This is a genomic window from Kitasatospora sp. NPDC056184 (assembly GCF_042268405.1).
Lineage (GTDB): Bacteria > Actinomycetota > Actinomycetes > Streptomycetales > Streptomycetaceae > Kitasatospora.
The window spans coordinates 1-15,484 of record NZ_JBHJUI010000033.1 but is presented as its reverse complement, the minus strand read 5'-3'; the positions used below and the strand labels follow the sequence as shown (position 1 = coordinate 15,484).

The 15,484-nt window shown below is 76.3% G+C and carries 10 protein-coding genes; 6 read left to right on the top strand and 4 right to left on the bottom strand.

Features of this window, described 5'->3' with window-relative positions:
• Positions 1-1,116 carry a hypothetical protein gene (locus ACFC0B_RS37000; RefSeq protein WP_376096569.1) on the bottom strand — a complete coding sequence of 372 codons (1,116 nt, stop codon included), beginning with the start codon at positions 1,114-1,116 and terminating at the stop codon, positions 1-3.
• A gap of 290 nt (positions 1,117-1,406) precedes the next feature.
• On the opposite strand from ACFC0B_RS37000, the gene ACFC0B_RS36995 reads away from it, so the two are divergent.
• From ACFC0B_RS36995 to ACFC0B_RS36980, 4 genes are all read left to right on the top strand, one after another.
• Entirely contained in the window at positions 1,407-1,652 is a 246-nt protein-coding gene (locus ACFC0B_RS36995) for a hypothetical protein (protein ID WP_376096566.1), read from the top strand.
• Between the two features lie 433 nt (positions 1,653-2,085).
• Positions 2,086-5,445: an FtsX-like permease family protein gene (locus ACFC0B_RS36990; protein ID WP_376096563.1), complete on the top strand. Its 3,360-nt coding sequence runs from the start codon at positions 2,086-2,088 to the stop codon at positions 5,443-5,445.
• Positions 5,446-5,497: 52 nt separating this feature from the next.
• Positions 5,498-8,317 carry a hypothetical protein gene (locus ACFC0B_RS36985; protein ID WP_376096560.1) on the top strand — a complete coding sequence of 940 codons (2,820 nt, stop codon included), beginning with the start codon at positions 5,498-5,500 and terminating at the stop codon, positions 8,315-8,317.
• Between the two features lie 23 nt (positions 8,318-8,340).
• Positions 8,341-9,246 (top strand): ABC transporter ATP-binding protein, encoded by a 906-nt coding sequence (locus ACFC0B_RS36980; RefSeq protein WP_376096727.1) that lies wholly within the window; start codon positions 8,341-8,343, stop codon positions 9,244-9,246.
• 99 nt (positions 9,247-9,345) lie between these two features.
• On the opposite strand, the gene ACFC0B_RS36975 is transcribed toward ACFC0B_RS36980, so the two are convergent.
• Positions 9,346-11,607: a glycoside hydrolase family 3 C-terminal domain-containing protein gene (locus ACFC0B_RS36975; protein ID WP_376096557.1), complete on the bottom strand. Its 2,262-nt coding sequence runs from the start codon at positions 11,605-11,607 to the stop codon at positions 9,346-9,348.
• 150 nt (positions 11,608-11,757) lie between these two features.
• On the opposite strand from ACFC0B_RS36975, the gene ACFC0B_RS36970 reads away from it, so the two are divergent.
• Together ACFC0B_RS36970 and ACFC0B_RS36965 are read left to right on the top strand one after the other, a co-directional pair.
• Positions 11,758-12,402 (top strand): TetR/AcrR family transcriptional regulator, encoded by a 645-nt coding sequence (locus ACFC0B_RS36970; RefSeq protein ID WP_376096554.1) that lies wholly within the window; start codon positions 11,758-11,760, stop codon positions 12,400-12,402.
• A 584-nt stretch (positions 12,403-12,986) separates the two neighbouring features.
• Positions 12,987-14,336, top strand: a complete 1,350-nt coding sequence (locus tag ACFC0B_RS36965; protein WP_376096551.1) for a glycoside hydrolase family 18 protein — start codon at positions 12,987-12,989, stop codon at positions 14,334-14,336.
• Here the strand turns inward: ACFC0B_RS36965 and ACFC0B_RS36960 are convergent.
• Both ACFC0B_RS36960 and ACFC0B_RS36955 read right to left on the bottom strand, forming a co-directional pair.
• Complete coding sequence (locus tag ACFC0B_RS36960) at positions 14,302-14,781, bottom strand: hypothetical protein (protein ID WP_376096548.1); 480 nt, start codon at positions 14,779-14,781, stop codon at positions 14,302-14,304. The genes ACFC0B_RS36965 and ACFC0B_RS36960 overlap by 35 nt on opposite strands.
• A gap of 97 nt (positions 14,782-14,878) precedes the next feature.
• Positions 14,879-15,115 carry a chaplin gene (locus ACFC0B_RS36955; protein ID WP_376096545.1) on the bottom strand — a complete coding sequence of 79 codons (237 nt, stop codon included), beginning with the start codon at positions 15,113-15,115 and terminating at the stop codon, positions 14,879-14,881.
• Positions 15,116-15,484 lie beyond the last annotated feature (369 nt).

Below are 15,484 nucleotides of genomic sequence, written 5' to 3'. Positions count from 1 at the left end.
TCAACTGCCGTTGCGCCGCAGCACCTTGCCCTGTCCGTCCGCCTCCAGGATCCCCGTGCCGCGCTCGCCGGTGACGGTGATCCTGAGCGTGGGAGAACCGGTGACGCCGTCGGCGGTCAGCTGCCAGCTCCGCGGGGAGTCGACGCCCAGGGTGGTCCTGGCCTCCTCGACCAGCGCGGCGACGCGGTCGAGGGGCAGCGAACGCGGGTCGAACCCGGCGGCGCCGGCACCGGCGGGGGAGTAGACCACCGTCAGCAGACGGTCCTGCACGACCAGGGTGAGTGCCTGGCGGTGGTCGGCGTCCTGCGTCAACGACTCGACCGACCTGCGCAGTTCGCCCTGGTCGAGCATCGACCGGCCCGGACCGAGGGTGACCGTTCCGGTCGCCGACGTCACGGTGGTCGTGGTCGACGAGAAGGTCGAGGAGAAGGTCGACGACGAGGTGGACGAGGAGGTGACGGACGGCTTCGGGGCGCCGCCGCCCGCGTCGCGGCCGAACAGGTCGGCGCGGAACAGCAGGAGGACGGCGCCGGTGCCGAGCAGCAGGCCGAGCAGGGCGAGGAGCCCGGTTGCGCAGCCGCGCAGGGGATCCTCCTTCATGGCCGGTCCCGGCGCGGAGTCCAGGACGGCGCGGGCCGCCCGCTCCTCCCACGCCGGCGTCGGCCGTTTGACGATCCGCACCTTCCAGGGCCGGTCCGGTGGATACTCGACGACCACGATCCCGCGGGGCCGGTAGTCGGGAAGCTCGACGAGGTTGACGGCCTGCCGGAACTCGACGCGGTACGCGGGTGCTCCGTCCGGCGCGACGGTCAGTTCGAACCGCACCGGGACGTCGCTGTCCTCGCCCCCGAGGGCCTGCAGATTCTCGATCATCGCGAGCGCCGTGCGCGGCGCGACGGCTCGCTCACGGGCCCGGCGCGGCCGGGTGCCGAGGTAGCGGAGCAGGCCGAAGACCGTGGGCAGGAGCAGGCCCAGGACGATCAGCGGGGCCTTCGCGGTGGCGCACCCGCCGATGAAGGCGGTCAGCGAGGCCCCGATCACCCCGCCCGTCAGGAGCCCCAGCGCGAGGCGGCCGGGCGTGGTTCGCGTGGGTGGAGCGCCCGGGGTGATCGTCATACGGCTGATTGTGCACGTCCCGGGTGACGGCCGACAGCCCCGCGGACGACCTTCTCTCCCACGGCGAACGGCCGGTCGATCCTCGGATCGACCGGCCGTTCGGCACGCACCGGTCACATGACTGCGGACCGCCGGGCTCCGACGGTCGGCGCGTCGTCCCGGGAGACGGCCCAGAAACATGGGATGTCGCCGCACCGGCCGCTGCCGCGAGGATTCGGTCCACGGCGTCGGCCACCGGAGGGAGGTGCCGGGCGCCGGCGATGCCGTTCCCCCGAAGGAGGGTTCTTCCCATGAGTCTTCGCCGACCGGTCGCCGCGGCCGCCACCGTGGCCGTGCTGGCCCCACTGCTGGCCCTGACCGCCGCCGCCCGGGCGAACGCGGACCAGGGCGGCACGCCGCAGCCTCCGCCGCACTCCCACGTGGTCTCGCACTCGCAGTACGAGCAGTGCGAGGCGGCGTGGAACGTCAACTACTGGTCGGGCGGCGTAGCCTTCGCCACCACCCAGTGGAACCTCTGCATGAGCGCCCCGGCCTGACCGGCCTCCCGCGGACAGCTCCGTACGGATCGGGGGCGGGGCTGTCCGCGGCCCGGTGGCCGGAAGCCCGGCGGTCGGAACCCCGGCCGCCGGGCTCCTGCGTGCCGGGACGCCCGCGCCCGACACGCTCTTCCGGTGCCGAAACCGCCCGGCTGCTCCGCTCGTCGGGGATCGCGGACCGGGCTCCCCAGGCGTCCGGATCCCGGGGTCCCTCCGAATGCCGGATGTCCTTCCGGGCAGAGATTCGACCCGGGCGGACACAAACAGCCCGCCGATCAACTGAGCTGTCGATCCGTCAGCCATGATGCGACCCCGTACCGAATTGGTACAGACCACATGGGGTTCGCTGTGGTAGAACCTCAACTCCGCGTCCCGGCCGGTGCCGTGGCGCGGTGCGCCCCTCCGGTGGGGAGGGCGGCGAGGGGAGCGGTGGATGGCACTGGCGGAGGCGGGGCGCCGGATCGGGCGCCGGGCGGGGCGGCACGGGCTGGTGCTGACGGCCGCCGCCGTGAGCGTGCTGGTGGCCACGGCGGTGCTCGCCGCACTGGCCGGGCTGGCCCAGTCGGCCGCCACCACCGGGGTGCGCCAGCGGCTCGCCGCCGATGCCGGAAGGTCGGTGGAGGTCACCGCGCGCTGGCAGGCCGAGGGCCTTCCGGCCGCCGACCGGGCGGTGCACGCCGCACTGGTCAGGACGATGGGCGGCATCCCGTTCCGCACCGAGAACGCCCTGCGCGCCACCGGCACGGTGGACCTGCCGCTGCCGCCCGGCGGCCGCCGGTGGGCCACCGACACCGCGCTCACCGTCCTCCCGGTCGCGCTGCCGGACACCGGGCGCTACGGCGAACTGCGCAGCGGGAGCTGGCCGGACGCGCCCGAAGCGTCGGACAGGCCGGACGCGCCGGCGACGGCCCCCGCCGCCGGCGGCGGACTGCGCGTCGCCCTCCCCGAGGACGCCGCCGACCGGCTCGGGCTGGACACCGGCGGCAGCGTGGTCATCGGCTCCCCCGGCACCGGCGAGCCGCTCACGCTCACCGTGACCGGCGTCTACCGGCCCGGCCCGGACGCCGCCGCGGTCTGGGCGGGCCTCGGCGGCGGTGTCGGCGAGGGATTCGCCCTGATGCTGGTCGACGGCCGGCAGCTGACGGCGCTCCCCGCGTACAGCAGCCGCACGGTGGCCCTCTGGCTGGCCCTGCCCGACCCCGCCGGGTCGAGCCTGGCCGAACTCGCCGGGCTGCGGGACCGGGTGGCCGCCTTCACCCGCTCGGACCCCGCCCGCTCGGTCCACCGCGGCGGCGGGCCCGCGCTGACCGGCACCGAGGTGCACAGCCTGCTGCCCGCCGCCGTCGACCGCCAGGTGGTGCCGGCCCTGACGGCCAGGTCCCAGATCGCCGTGCCGATCGCCCTGCTCGCCCTGCTCGCGGCCGTGGTGCTCGTGCTGACGGCCCGCCGGCTGGCCGACGCGGTCGCCGCCGAACAGGCGCTCCGGCGCACCCGCGGCGCCGGAGCGCCGTGGCTGCTGGCGACGGCGGCGGGCGAGTGGGCGGTCGCCGCGGTGCCGGCGGCGGCCTGCGGGCTGCTGCTGGCCGAGCCGCTGCTCGCCGTCGTACTGCGCGCCGTCGGGGCGCACGGGCTGGCCGCGGACGGCGGCCGGACGGTCTGGTGGGCCGCCGCGTTCGCGCTCCTGGTGCACGGCGCGGCCCTGCTGCTGCCGCTCGCCCGGCAGGCGCTGGACCCGGGCGCCCTGCGCGCGCTGCGCGGCCGGAGCCCGCGCCGGCTGGGCCTGCAGCGGGCCGGCGCGGACCTGGCGCTGCTCACCGTGGCGCTGCTGGGCTTCCTCCAACTGCGCCGCTACGGGGGCGTGGTGGTGACGGACACCGGCGCCGGGTTCGACTCCCGGGTCGATGCGACGCTGGTCCTCGCGCCGATGGCGATGGCGGTGGCGGGCGCGGTCCTGCTGCTGCGGGTGCTGCCGGCGGCCGGGCGGCTGCTGGAGCGGATGGCCGGCCGGGCCCGCGGCCTGGTCCTGCCGCTGGGCGCCTGGCGGCTGAGCCGCGACACCGGACGCCAGGCGGTGCCGGTGCTGGCCACCCTGCTGGCGGTGGCCTGCGGCAGTCTCGCCGCCGGGGTGCTGGGCGCGCTGCCGGACAGCGACCGCGACCGGGCGGCCCACGCGGTCGGCGCCGACCTGCGGCTCACCGGGGTGCCCGGAGTCCAGGTGCGGCAGCGCGCCGAACTGGCCGCGCTGCCGGGCGTGACGGGCCTCACCCCGGTGGCCGAGCAGTCCGTGTTCGTGGGCAGCACCCTGGTGCAGGCGATCGGCCTCGACAGCACGGCCGCCGCCGCCGCGAACCTGCCGACGCTGCGCGGGGACCAGGCCGACCGCCCGCTCCCGGAACTGCTCGCCCCGCTGGCCGGCGCGCCCGCGCCGGGGATCGGACTGCCGGACGGGTCGAGCGCCCTGGAGGTGACCGTCCAGGCGGGCACCGACCTGCCGGTCCCGGAGCCCGGCCTCGGCCTGCGGCTGTGGATCCACGACGCCGCGGGCCTGACCGAGCAGGTGACGGTCCCCCTGCCGGCCGACGGCCGCCCGCACACGCTGACCGTCCCGCTGGCCGGCGACGACCGGCCGGCGATCGGCCGGCTCGGCGTCCACTTCCCCGGCACACTGGGCCGGCGCGTCACCCTCGACCTGCGCGTGCCGCGGATCACCGCCCTCGCCGACGGCCGGCGGACCGACCTCGCGCTGCCGCCGGGGCAGGCCTGGGCCCGCCCCGGCACGGCCCCCGTCGATCCCGCCGCGCTCGACTGCCCCGGCACCACGCGCGGGCCCGAGCAGGAGACCTCCGACCGGGCCGACGCCTGCACCTGGCAGAGCGACGGATCCGACCTGCTGCGCACGGTGCTGCGCTCCAACGAGCCGCCGCAACCCCTGACCCCGGCCGGCGCGGACGCCGTCCTCGCGGTGCTGCCCGGGTCCGGCACCGGCACCCTCCCGCCCGCGCTCCCCGTCCTGCCGGTGCTCGCCGACCGCGCGCTGCTCGACGCCGTTCACGCCCGGGTCGGCGACACCGTCCGACTCGACTGGGAGCGCGACGGGCACAGCACCCAGAAGGTCCGGATCACCGGGGTGGTCGACGCGTTGCCCGGCTACGGCAGGCGCAACGGCCACCTGGTGCTGGACCTGCGGGCCCTCACCGCGACCCGCACGGCCCTGGGCGGACCCCCGCCCGTCGCCGCCCGCTGGTGGCTGGCCAGCGACGACCCGGCCGCCACCTGGGCCGCCGTCGACGGCCGCGGCGGGCTCGGCCGACCGGAGAGCGTCCTGAAGGCCGCCGCCGCCCTCGCGGACGACCCGTTCCGGGTCGGCCTGCGCTGCGCCTGGCTGCTCGTGCTGGTCACCGCCCCGCTGTTCGCGGTCACCGCGCTCACCCTGCACACGGTGAGCACGGTCCGCGCCCGCCGACGGGAGTTCGCGGTGCTGCGCGCGCTGGGCGTACGGCGCGGCGAACTGACCGCGCTGCTGCGCGCCGAACAGGTGGCGGTGACCGCGCCGCCGGTCCTGCTGGGCGGGCTGCTGGGAGTGCTGCTCGCCGCCCTGCTGCTCGTGTTCACCGTGCTGGACGACACCGCCGGCCCGGTCTTCCCGTCCCTGGCCGCCGGCCCGGGGCGCCCCGCGGCCCTGCTCACGGCGCTGGCCTCGGGTGTGCTGCTCGCCCTCGCCGTGCTGGTCCTCACCCGGCTGCTGGCCCGGGTCGACCTGGTCCGGGCCCTGCGCGCGGGGGAGGACGGATGAGCCCGGCGGACGGCGTGCCCGCCGACGGACGCTTCGACGGGGGGAGCCCCACATGCTGACCCTGCGCCTGATCCGGCGCGAGGCGCGGATCGCCTGGCCGGTGGCGGCCGTGCTCGCACTGCTCGCCGTCCTGCTCACGGCGATCCCGCTGAGCTGGCCGCCGCGGTTCGACCGGCTGGCGGCCGGCACCTTCGCGGACCGCGTCTCCCGGGCCCAGCTGGAGCGGCCGCTGGTCTCCGCCGCGACCGTCGCCGTCCCGCGGTCGTGGCTGCCGCCCGCGCGGCCGGGCACGCTGGACCGGGACCTGGACCGGATCGGCGAGGGGCTGCGCGCCGCCGGCGGCCCGCGGACGGCCGCCGCATTCGGCAGATCGCGGGCCGCCGTCACCACCAACGCCGGGTTTCCCGCGGGGCCGGGCGCACCCACCGCCACCGACCTGCCGCAGAAGCTGAGCCTGGTCCACGCGCAGCCCGCCACCGGGGACACGCCGGTCGAGTACGTCGAGGGCCGGGCGCCGGCGCAGCCCGAGGACCGCGCCGCGGACCGGGCCGGGTCCTCGGAGCCGATCGAGGTCGCGGTCTCCGAGGCCACCCGGGACCGCTTCGGGATGGCCGTGGGCCGGCGGTTCGACCTGATCGGGGGCGGGATGTCCGTCCCGGTGATCCTGGTCGGGGTGTTCCGCACCGACCACGGCGCGGACCGGCTCTGGCGGCGCAACCCGATGCTGGTCGTGCCCGTGGTCCTGACGGAGCGGGTCGGCCAGGTGCTCTACGGCGAGATGCTGACCAGCGCCGGGGGCATGGAACTGGCGGCGAACCGCGGCGCCGGCCTCGCGGTGGACTGGGAGCTGCCGGTGGCCCTCGACCGCTCGGGGCCGACCGCCACCCCGGCGGGCCTGGCCGGCCTGCGGTCCGACCTCGCCGGTCTGCGCTCGGCGCCGCTGGAGAAGCTGTGCGGGAGCGGGGCGTGCGAGCTCGCCGGCCGGCCGGTGGAGGTGATCGACGTCACCGAGCAGCTCGGCCGGGAGGCGGACGCCTTCGCCGGCCAACGGCGGCGCACCGAGCAGCTCCAGGGCTTCGCGCTCGCCGGGCTGCTCGCCGTGGTGGTGGCGACCGCCCTGGCCGCCGCCCGGCTCGGCAACCGCCGCCGGGCCGGTGCCTTCGCGCTCCAGCTCACCCGCGGCGCGGGCCTGTCGGGGATCGCCGGCCGACTGCTGGCGGAGGCCGCGGTCGCGGTCGGCGCCGGCGCGGCGGCGGGCTGGGCGGCCGGCCGCGCGCTCGCGCCACCGGGCGCCGCCCTCGGATCCCCGGTGCCGGTCCTGGTCGCCGCCGTACTGGTCTGGTGCGCCCCGGCCGCGGTGCTGCTCGCCTCCGCCGGGCGGGCCCGGCCCGTGCCGCGCTCGCGCCGGCTCGTCCTGGAGGCCCTGGTCGTGCTGCTGGCCGCCGGCGGGCTGGTCGCGCTGCGCACCCGCGGCGCCTACGCGGGTTCCGGCATCGACCCCCAACTCGCCCTCGCGCCGGTCCTCCTGGCGCTGGTCGTGGTGGGGGCGCTGGTCCGGCTGCTGCCCCCGCTGCTGCTCGGGGCCACGCGCTGGGCGCGCCGCTCGCGCGGCCTGGTCCCGCTGGTGGCGCTCGCCCGGGCCGGCACCCGCAGCGGCGCGGCCGCGCTCGCCCTGCTGGTCCTGGTGCTCGCCCTGGGCTACGGGGTCTACGGCGGGCTGGTTCCGCGCACCCTCGGGGACGGCCAGACGCAGCTCGCCGACTGGCACACCGGCGGGGCGCCCGCCGCCCTGGTCGGACCGAAGGCGCGGCTGACCGGGGAACTGCCGCCGACACCCACCGCGCCGCTCCGGGTGACCGTCACCGGCGCGACCGGCGACCTCGTCTCGCAGGACGACGGCACCGGCTACGAGGGTGTCCGGCTCGTCGGGCTGGACGCCGCCGCCCTGGGTTCCGCGAACCCGTCCTCCCCGCTGGCCCGAGCCCTGTCCGCCACCGGACTCGACGCACGGGTCAGGCCGGTCGGGAACGACAACGCGGTGCCCGTGCTCACCGCGCTCGCCGATCCCGGGCTCGCCGCCCGGTTCCCCGACGGCGGCTTCGACCTCTCCGCGCTGGGCATGGACCACGCACTGGTCCACGTGGTCGGAGCCCTGCCCGAGGAGGCCCTGCGCGACCCGGTGCTCGGACCGGTGCTCGGCGACGGGCGGCGGTCGGGCCCGCTGCTGGTCTTCACCGGTCCGTCCGCCGAGCGGCTGCCCGCGCAGCACCGGATGCCGTCCGCCGTCCTGTTCTACCCGGCCGCCGGCGGGCCGCCGCCGGACCCGGTCGCCCTGCGGAGCGCCCTCGCCCCGCGGCTGTCGCCCGGCGGGAACGCCGGGCCGCCGGCCGAGTTCCGCGACCGGGCCGGCGAGCTCCGCGCGCTGCGCACGGACGGGCTGGCCCGCTCGGCGCAGCTGGCCTTCCGGATCACCACCGTGCTCGGCCTGCTGCTCGGGCTCGGCGCGTTCGCCCTGGACCTGCTGCTGAGCGCCACCGAGCGCGCCCGGACCACGTCCTACCTGCGCACCCTGGGGATCGGCGGCCGGGCGGTGCTCGGGCTGCACCTGCTCCAGCTGGTGCCGCTGGTGCTGGCGGCGGCGCTCGGCGGCACCGCGCTCGGCCTGCTGCTGCCCGCCGCGCTCGGCCCCGGGCTGCGGCTGGGGGCGATCACCGGCGGGCCGTTCGAGCCCGCCGTCCACATCGACTGGACGATCACGGCGGCGCTCGGCGTCGCGCTGGCCGTGCTGATGACGGCGACCGCCGTCCTGGAGGCGGCGATCGCCCGCCGCCGCGGACTGGGCGCCGTGCTGCGACTGGGGGAGGCCCTGTGACCGTCCGTCCGACCGACCGGCCCATGGTGGCGTGCGAGAGCCTGGTGCGGATCTTCCGCACCGGCACCCGCGCCCGCGACGGGGTCGAGGTGCAGGCCCTGCAGGGGCTCGACCTGACCGTGCAGGAGGGCGAACTGCTCGCGCTGGTCGGCGCCTCCGGCTCCGGCAAGTCCACCCTGCTCGCCATCCTGGCCGGCCTGGACACCCCCAGCGCCGGCACCGCCCGGGTGGCCGACACCGACCTGGGCACGCTCAAGGGGCGCGCGCGGACCGCCTACCGGCGCCGCACCGTCGGGACGATCCAGCAGCAGACCGCGGCCAATCTGCTGCCCTATCTGACGGCCCGCGAGAACGTGCAGCTGCCGATGGGCTACGCCGGGGTGCCGCGCCGGCGGCGGGCCGAGCGGGCGAGGGAGCTCCTCGGCCTGATGGGCATCGCCGAGGCCGCCGACCGCACCCCCGCGATGCTCTCCGGCGGCGAGCAGCAGCGGGTGGCGATCGCCGTCGCACTGGCCAACGAACCGCGGCTGCTGCTCGCCGACGAGCCCACCGGCGAGCTGGACACCGCCACGTCGGAGGAGATCTTCGACGCCCTGCGCACCGCCAACACCGAGCTGGGCACCACCGTGCTGATCGTCACCCACGACGCCCTGGTGGCCGACCAGGTCGGGCGCACGGTGCGGATCCGCGACGGCCGGACCTCGGCCGAGGTGCTGCGCCACCCGGCCGTCGCCGGGGCTGATGGGGCGGACGGCGTGGGCGGCGAGCAGGAGTACGCCGTGCTGGACCGGGTCGGCCGGCTCCAACTGCCGCGCGAGTACACCGAGTCGCTGGGCCTGGCGCACCGGGTGCGGCTGGTCCTGGAGGCCGACCACATCGAGGTGTGGCCGGACCGGGACCAGCCGCGACCGGAGGGCGCGGGGGGCTGAACGGCGCTGCGGACCCGACGGCGCCGGTGGGTCGGGCTTCGACGGCCCGGGCGGCGGGCGGCTCGCGGCGGCCGGCTCGCGGAGAACAGCTCGCGGAGGTCAGCCCGTAGCGGTCAGCTCGCGGTGGGCGGCGACCAGCCGGTCGATGTCCTCGGGCGTCACGCTGGCGACGAACGCCGGGATGCGGCCGATCGGCAGGCTCGCGCCCATGGCCGAGGCGAGCGGGTCGTCGACGGGCATGCCGACGGCGTCCGCCGCCGCCCGCATCGCCGCGCCGATGATCCGCGCCCCGACCGGGTCGGCCAGCCACTCGCCGAGGGTGGACTCCGCGGTGAGCGCCGGAACGTAGCCGTCGCCGGGGCAGTCGACCGTGGTGCGCAGCCGCAGGTCCCGCGAGGAGGCGCCGATCCGCAGCTCGAACTCGCCGCCCTCGACCCGCCAGCGGTGGTCGCGCACCGACCAGTGGGCGAAGGCCCGTTCGTCGAGCGCGACGGTCACCCGGGCGCTCTCGCCGGGCTCCAGGCGGACCTTGGCGAAGCCCTTCAGCTCGTGCTCGGGTCGGCGCAGCCGCGGCGCGCACTCGTGCACGTACAGCTGGGCGACCTCGGCGCCGGCCCGGTCGCCGGTGTTGGTGACCGTGAACGAGACGTCGTAGCGGTTGTCCCCGGTGGGCGTCACCTCCAGGCCGTGGTAGCCGAAGGTGGTGTAGCTCAGGCCGTGGCCGAACGGGTGGGCGACCGGCAGGCCGAGGGTGTCGTAGTACCGGTAGCCGACGTACAGGCCCTCGCCGTGGTGGACCTTGCCGTCCGCGCCGGGGAAGTGCAGGTGGCTGGGGGTGTCCTCCAGCCGCAGCGGGATCGTCTCGGCGAGCCGGCCGGAGGGGTTGTCGAGGCCGAACAGCAGCCGGGCCAGCGCCGAGCCGCCGGCCTGGCCGAGCAGCCAGCCCTCCAGGACCGCCCCGACCCGGTCCTGCCACGGGGCGAGCCGCACCGGCGCGCCGTTGGAGAGGACCACGGCGACGTCCGCGCCGGCCGCCCCGGCGGCGGTGGTGACGGCGTCGAGCAGGGCGAGCTGGTCGGCGGGAAGGTCGATGTCGGTGCGGTCGTAGCCCTCGGACTCGTGGGTCTCGGGCAGGCCGAGGAAGAGCACGACGTGCCGCGCGGTGCGCACGGCCTCGACGGCCTCGGCGACGAGGGCCGGGTCGGCCACGCCGTCGAGGGTGAAGCCGGGGGCGAACCGGATCCGCTCCGGGTCGGTGACGGTCGCGCGGATCGCGTCGAGCGCGGTGTCGAGCCTGGTGGGCACGACGTGCGAGCTGCCGCCGCCCTGGAACCGCGGGGTGCGGGCGAACTCGCCGATGACGGCGAGGGTTTCGGCGCCGTCGGGGGCGAGCGGCAGCAGGCCACCGTCGTTCTTGAGCAGGACGGCGCACTGCGCGGCGGCGGCGCCGGCCAGCGCGTGGTGCTCGTCCTCGTCGAACCGCCCGCCGGGCACCCGGGCGGCGGCGGTGCGCGCCAGCAGCTCCAGCACGCGCCGGGCGGCGGTGTCCAGGGCGGCCGGGTCGAGCCGGCCGTCCTCGACGGCCGCGACGACCTCCGCCTCCCGGCGGGAGGGCGGCATCTCCAGGTCGAGTCCGGCGGCGAGCGAGGCGACGCGCTCGCCGACCGCACCCCAGTCGCTGACGACCGCGCCGTCGAAGCCCCACTCGCCGCGCAGCAGTTCGGTCAGCAGCCAGTGGTTGCGGGCGGCCGGGACGCCGTTGACCGCGTTGTAGGCGGCCATCACGGTGGTCGGGCGGGCGGTGGTGACGATGTGCTCGAAGGCGGGCAGGTAGATCTCGCGCAGGGTGCGCTCGTCGACCTCGGCGCTGACCCGGAACCGGTCGGTCTCCTGGTTGTTGACGGCGAAGTGCTTGAGCGAGGTGCCGACGCCCCGGGACTGCACGCCGTTCACCAGGGCGGCGCCGATCCGGGCGGTGAGCAGCGGATCCTCGGAGAGGTACTCGAAGTTGCGCCCGCCGAGCGGGGAGCGCTTGATGTTGACGCCGGGGCCGAGCACGACGGAGACGTTCTTGGCGACGGCCTCCAGGGCGATGGCCCGGCCGACGCGCTCGGCGAGCTCCGGGTCCCAGGAGGAGCCGAGGGCGCAGGCCGGCGGGTAGCAGGTGGACGGCTCGCTGGTGCCGATGCCGAGGGCGTCCCCGCCCTCGGGCTGCTTGCGCAGGCCGTGCGGGCCGTCGGTGAGCATGATGCTCTCGACGCCGGCCTCGGGCAGGGCGCGGGTGTGCCAGAAGTCGCCGCCGGAGGTCAGCGCGGCCTGCTGCTCGGTGGTCAGGGCGGGGTGGTGGCTCCGGTCGGTCATGGGTGTGCTCCTTAGCCGCTTCGCGCGGGGGGTGCCTCGGGGTGCCTCGGAATGCCTCACCCTAAGCACGAAAACATGACAGGGCAATGCTTTCGCCGTCGAAAACCTGGCGGCGACATGTTTTTGTGTCGGGCCCGGTAGACTCCGCCCATGAGCAAGCCTCGGGGGCCGTACGCCAAGACCTCGGCCAAGCGGCAGCAGATCATCGACGCCGCGCTCGCCGCCTACGCGGAGGCCGGCGGCCGCAACGTCTCGCTGCGCGACATCGCCCAGCGCGTCGGGATGACCTACGCCGGCGTGATGCACCACTTCGGCAGCAAGGAGGCCCTGCTCACGGCCGTCCTGGAGGCCCGCGACGCGGCGGCCGAGGAGCGCTTCGGCCCCGCCGCCGGGAACACCGAGCCGCCGCACTCGGCGGTGCTGCGGCACAACGCGTCCACCCCGGGGCTGGTCAAGCTCTTCGTCGACCTCGCGGCGGCGGCGGCCGAGCCCGACCACCCCGCGCACGACTTCTTCGAGCAGCGCTACGAGCGCCTCCGCGCCCGGCTCGCGGAGCGCATCGAGCACGGCGTCGCCGACCCGGCGGCCGTGGACGCGGCCTGGCTCGCCCGGATCTTCATCGCCGCCGCCGACGGCCTCCAGCTCCAGTGGCTGCTCAACCCTGACATCGACATGGCCGCCGACATCGACCGCCTCGGCGAGGCCCTGGTCGGCCAGGGCTGGGCCGCCGGATCCGCGCCGCGGCGCCCGGCGCCGGACGCTCCCGAGGGGGAGGGCCCGGCGCCGTCACCGTGAGGGCGGCCCCGCCCCGGCGGACCGGCCCCCGGCGCGGCGGGCCCGCTCAAGGGCGCCGAAGAAGCGCGGCGGCGGGCTCGTCCCGCTCCTCGCGCTCGGCCTCGAACCGCGGCCGCCCGTCCCGCAGGTGACGGCGCGCCCGCACCGCCGGCTGACGGCAGGCCGCCTCGGGACGGTCCACCGCGGCGGCCGCCTCGGTGTAGCCGGAGCCGGACACCTCGCGCGGCCCGGGGCCGTCAGGCCTTTGATCGGCGTGCCGCCGGTGCGGGTGGCGAAGAAGGCGAGTCGCGCGCCCGTGACGGGCCCTCCGTCGTGGTGGCCGGTGCTCTCACCCCCGGGACGGGCCGTCGCTCTGTGGCATGCGGGGGCGGGACGCGCACCCGGGCGAGGTTCCGGTCGGGCCGTTCGGTGAGGCCGCTCCGATCGGCCCGTTTTGCAAAACCTTTGCCGAACTCCGTTGACAGGAAAGGGCCGTGGCGTGTTGAGTCGTCGCCGCCCAGTACGGGTGCACCCTGCGGACTCCCTGTGCCGTCCACCGTTCCCACGATCGTGCGGCCCCCACCGCACAAGGGGTGATCTCGTCCATGCGTCACAGATTCCCGACCCGCTTGACCTTCGGCGCCGCGGCCGCGGCCGTCCTGGGGCTGCTGGTCCCGCTCGCCCCCGCCGCGGCGGCGGCCGACTTCGACGGGGCGGCCGACTCCTCGCGGCACGGCTCCGCCTCGTACAAGCGGGTCGGCTACTTCATCCAATGGGGCATCTACGGCCGCGACTTCCACGTCAAGGACCTGGAGACCAGCGGCACCGCCGGCAAGCTGAGCCACATCAACTACGCCTTCGGCAACGTCGGCCCGGCCGGCACCTGCCAGATGGGCGGCCCCGGCTCGGACCCGTACGCCGACTACACCCGCCCGGTCGGCGCGGCGGAGTCGGTGGACGGTGCCGCCGACACCGCCGGGCAGGCGCTGGTCGGCAACTTCAACCAGCTGCGCAAGCTCAAGGCCGCGCACCCGGGCCTCAAGGTGATGATCTCGCTGGGTGGTTGGAGCGGCTCGGCGTACTTCTCGGACGCCGTGCGCACCGACGCCGGGCGCAAGGCGCTGGTCGCCTCCTGCGTGGACCTCTACCTCAAGGGCAACCTGCCCGTGAACGACGGCCGGGGCGGCCCGGGCGCGGCGGCCGGGCTCTTCGACGGCATCGACCTCGACTGGGAGTGGCCGGGCTCCGACGGCGCCCCCGGCAACGTGATCCGCCCCGAGGACAAGCAGAACTTCACCAAGCTCGTCCACGAGTTCCGCACCCAGGTCGACGCGTACAGCCGCACGCTCAAGGGCCGCAAGCACTTCGAGCTCAGCGCGTACGTGCCGACCGCCCCCGCGAAGATCGACGCGGGCTTCGAAGTCGCCAAGATCATGCGGGACTTCGACTTCGTGAACCTCCAGGGCTACGACTTCCACGTCTCCGGTGAGAAGACCACCGCCCAGCAGTCCGCGCTGTACGCGAAGAACGACTTCAGCGTCGACCAGACCGTCAACGCCTGGCTGCGGCGCGGCGCCCCGGCGCGCAAGCTGGTCACCGGTATGCCGTTCTACGGCCAGGGCTGGACGGGTGTCACGGGCGGGGGCGACGGTCTCGGGCAGCCCGCCGCCGGTCCCGCCCCGGCGACCTGGGTGGCCGGCACCGAGGACTACAAGGCACTGAAGAAGCTCGCCGACTCCGGTGCGTACAAGCTGTACCGCGGGCCGCGCAACGGCAGCGCCTGGCTGTTCGACGGCAGCACGCTGTGGACGTACGACGACGCGACGGTGCTGCGCACCAAGGCGGAGTACGTGCGCCGCGAGGGCCTCGGCGGGGCGATGATCTGGTCGCTGGACGGGGACACCCCGGACGGCGAGCTGATCACGGCGATCGACCGCGGGCTGAGCCGGCGGTGACGCGCTGAGGGGTGCGCCGCCGGTCAGGCTCGGCCCGGCGGTGTGCCCCCGGCCGGCCGGTCGGCCTCGGATCCTGAACCCGGCCACGTAGCACCGTGGTTCGCGAGGCAGGCCGTGTTCCCGGCGGTCGGCACACTGCTCGACGGAGGTCCGTCGGGTGCAGCGCCTCGTCCAGCGGGTCGAGGAGGTCCAGCACCTGCGGCGGCTCCCGTTCGGCGTCCACCCGGGCCCGCAGGCCGGCCCGGGCGAGCCGGACCGGCTCGGCGGCGAGTTGGAGGACGCGCTCGCCGCCGAGCATCGTCCGCAGGCCCTCGGCCGACAGTGCGGCGGTCGCCGCCCGGCGCTGGTCGGCCGTGAAGCCCTGCGGCAACTCCCATGCGGCGGTGCGGGATTCGCGGTGGTGGCCGAGTCCGGTCCAGAGCGCGGGCGCGGCGCCCGCGGCCATTCGGAGGCGGCGACGCGCGGACGCGGGCCCGCCCGGCTGGGCGGACCCGCGACGGTGTGCCGGCCGGGCCGCTCGCGGCCCGGTCACGGCGGGCGGCCTACTTGTTGATGCAGGTGTTGCCGAAGGCCGGGTTGAGCAGTCCGATGATGTTGATCGAGTTGCCGCAGACGTTGACCGGGATGTGGACCGGGATCTGGATCTGGTTGCCGGACAGGACACCGGGGGAGTTGGCGGCGACGCCCGAGGCGGTGGAGTCGGCGACGGCGGTGCCGCCACCGGCCAGCAGGGCGGCGCCGGCGAGAACACCGGCAGCGAGGGCGGTACGAGTACGCATGTCTCTCCTCAGGGGGTGAGTTGGCAGATCAGAGCACCAATCACACCGGTGAGGAGCGCGGATTCCTCCGGATTGGTCGAATCGAGGGCGTGTCCGAGGAGCGGCTCGGCGGGATATGTAGACCGGTCTGCATATTCCTCCCGCAGTGCCGGGGGAGGTGTGGAGTGGAAAGTCGGACGGGCCGACTTTCCACTCCCGCGTGTTGTTCCGCGGGGCGCTATGTAGACCGGTCTGCATATTCGTGGGTGTGGGGTGGGTGGGGCGTGGGGGGGGGGGGGGGGGTGGGGGGGGGGGGGGGCCCCAAATCGGGCCCGCCCCCCCCGGGGAAAGACAGGAGTGGAGTTTAAATAGAGGGGGGGGTGGGAGGGG

Bases quoted from the DNA above. Each gene is read 5' to 3' on its own strand.
- ACFC0B_RS36975 (WP_376096557.1), bottom strand. From the start codon at position 11,607: ATGACCGACCGGAGCCACCACCCCGCCCTGACCACCGAGCAGCAGGCC.
- ACFC0B_RS36985 (WP_376096560.1), top strand. From the start codon at position 5,498: ATGCTGACCCTGCGCCTGATCCGGCGCGAGGCGCGGATCGCCTGGCCG.
- ACFC0B_RS36995 (WP_376096566.1), top strand. From the start codon at position 1,407: ATGAGTCTTCGCCGACCGGTCGCCGCGGCCGCCACCGTGGCCGTGCTG.
- ACFC0B_RS36990 (WP_376096563.1), top strand. From the start codon at position 2,086: ATGGCACTGGCGGAGGCGGGGCGCCGGATCGGGCGCCGGGCGGGGCGG.
- ACFC0B_RS36955 (WP_376096545.1), bottom strand. From the start codon at position 15,115: ATGCGTACTCGTACCGCCCTCGCTGCCGGTGTTCTCGCCGGCGCCGCC.
- ACFC0B_RS36965 (WP_376096551.1), top strand. From the start codon at position 12,987: ATGCGTCACAGATTCCCGACCCGCTTGACCTTCGGCGCCGCGGCCGCG.
- ACFC0B_RS36960 (WP_376096548.1), bottom strand. From the start codon at position 14,781: ATGGCCGCGGGCGCCGCGCCCGCGCTCTGGACCGGACTCGGCCACCAC.
- ACFC0B_RS37000 (WP_376096569.1), bottom strand. From the start codon at position 1,116: ATGACGATCACCCCGGGCGCTCCACCCACGCGAACCACGCCCGGCCGC.
- ACFC0B_RS36980 (WP_376096727.1), top strand. From the start codon at position 8,341: ATGGTGGCGTGCGAGAGCCTGGTGCGGATCTTCCGCACCGGCACCCGC.
- ACFC0B_RS36970 (WP_376096554.1), top strand. From the start codon at position 11,758: ATGAGCAAGCCTCGGGGGCCGTACGCCAAGACCTCGGCCAAGCGGCAG.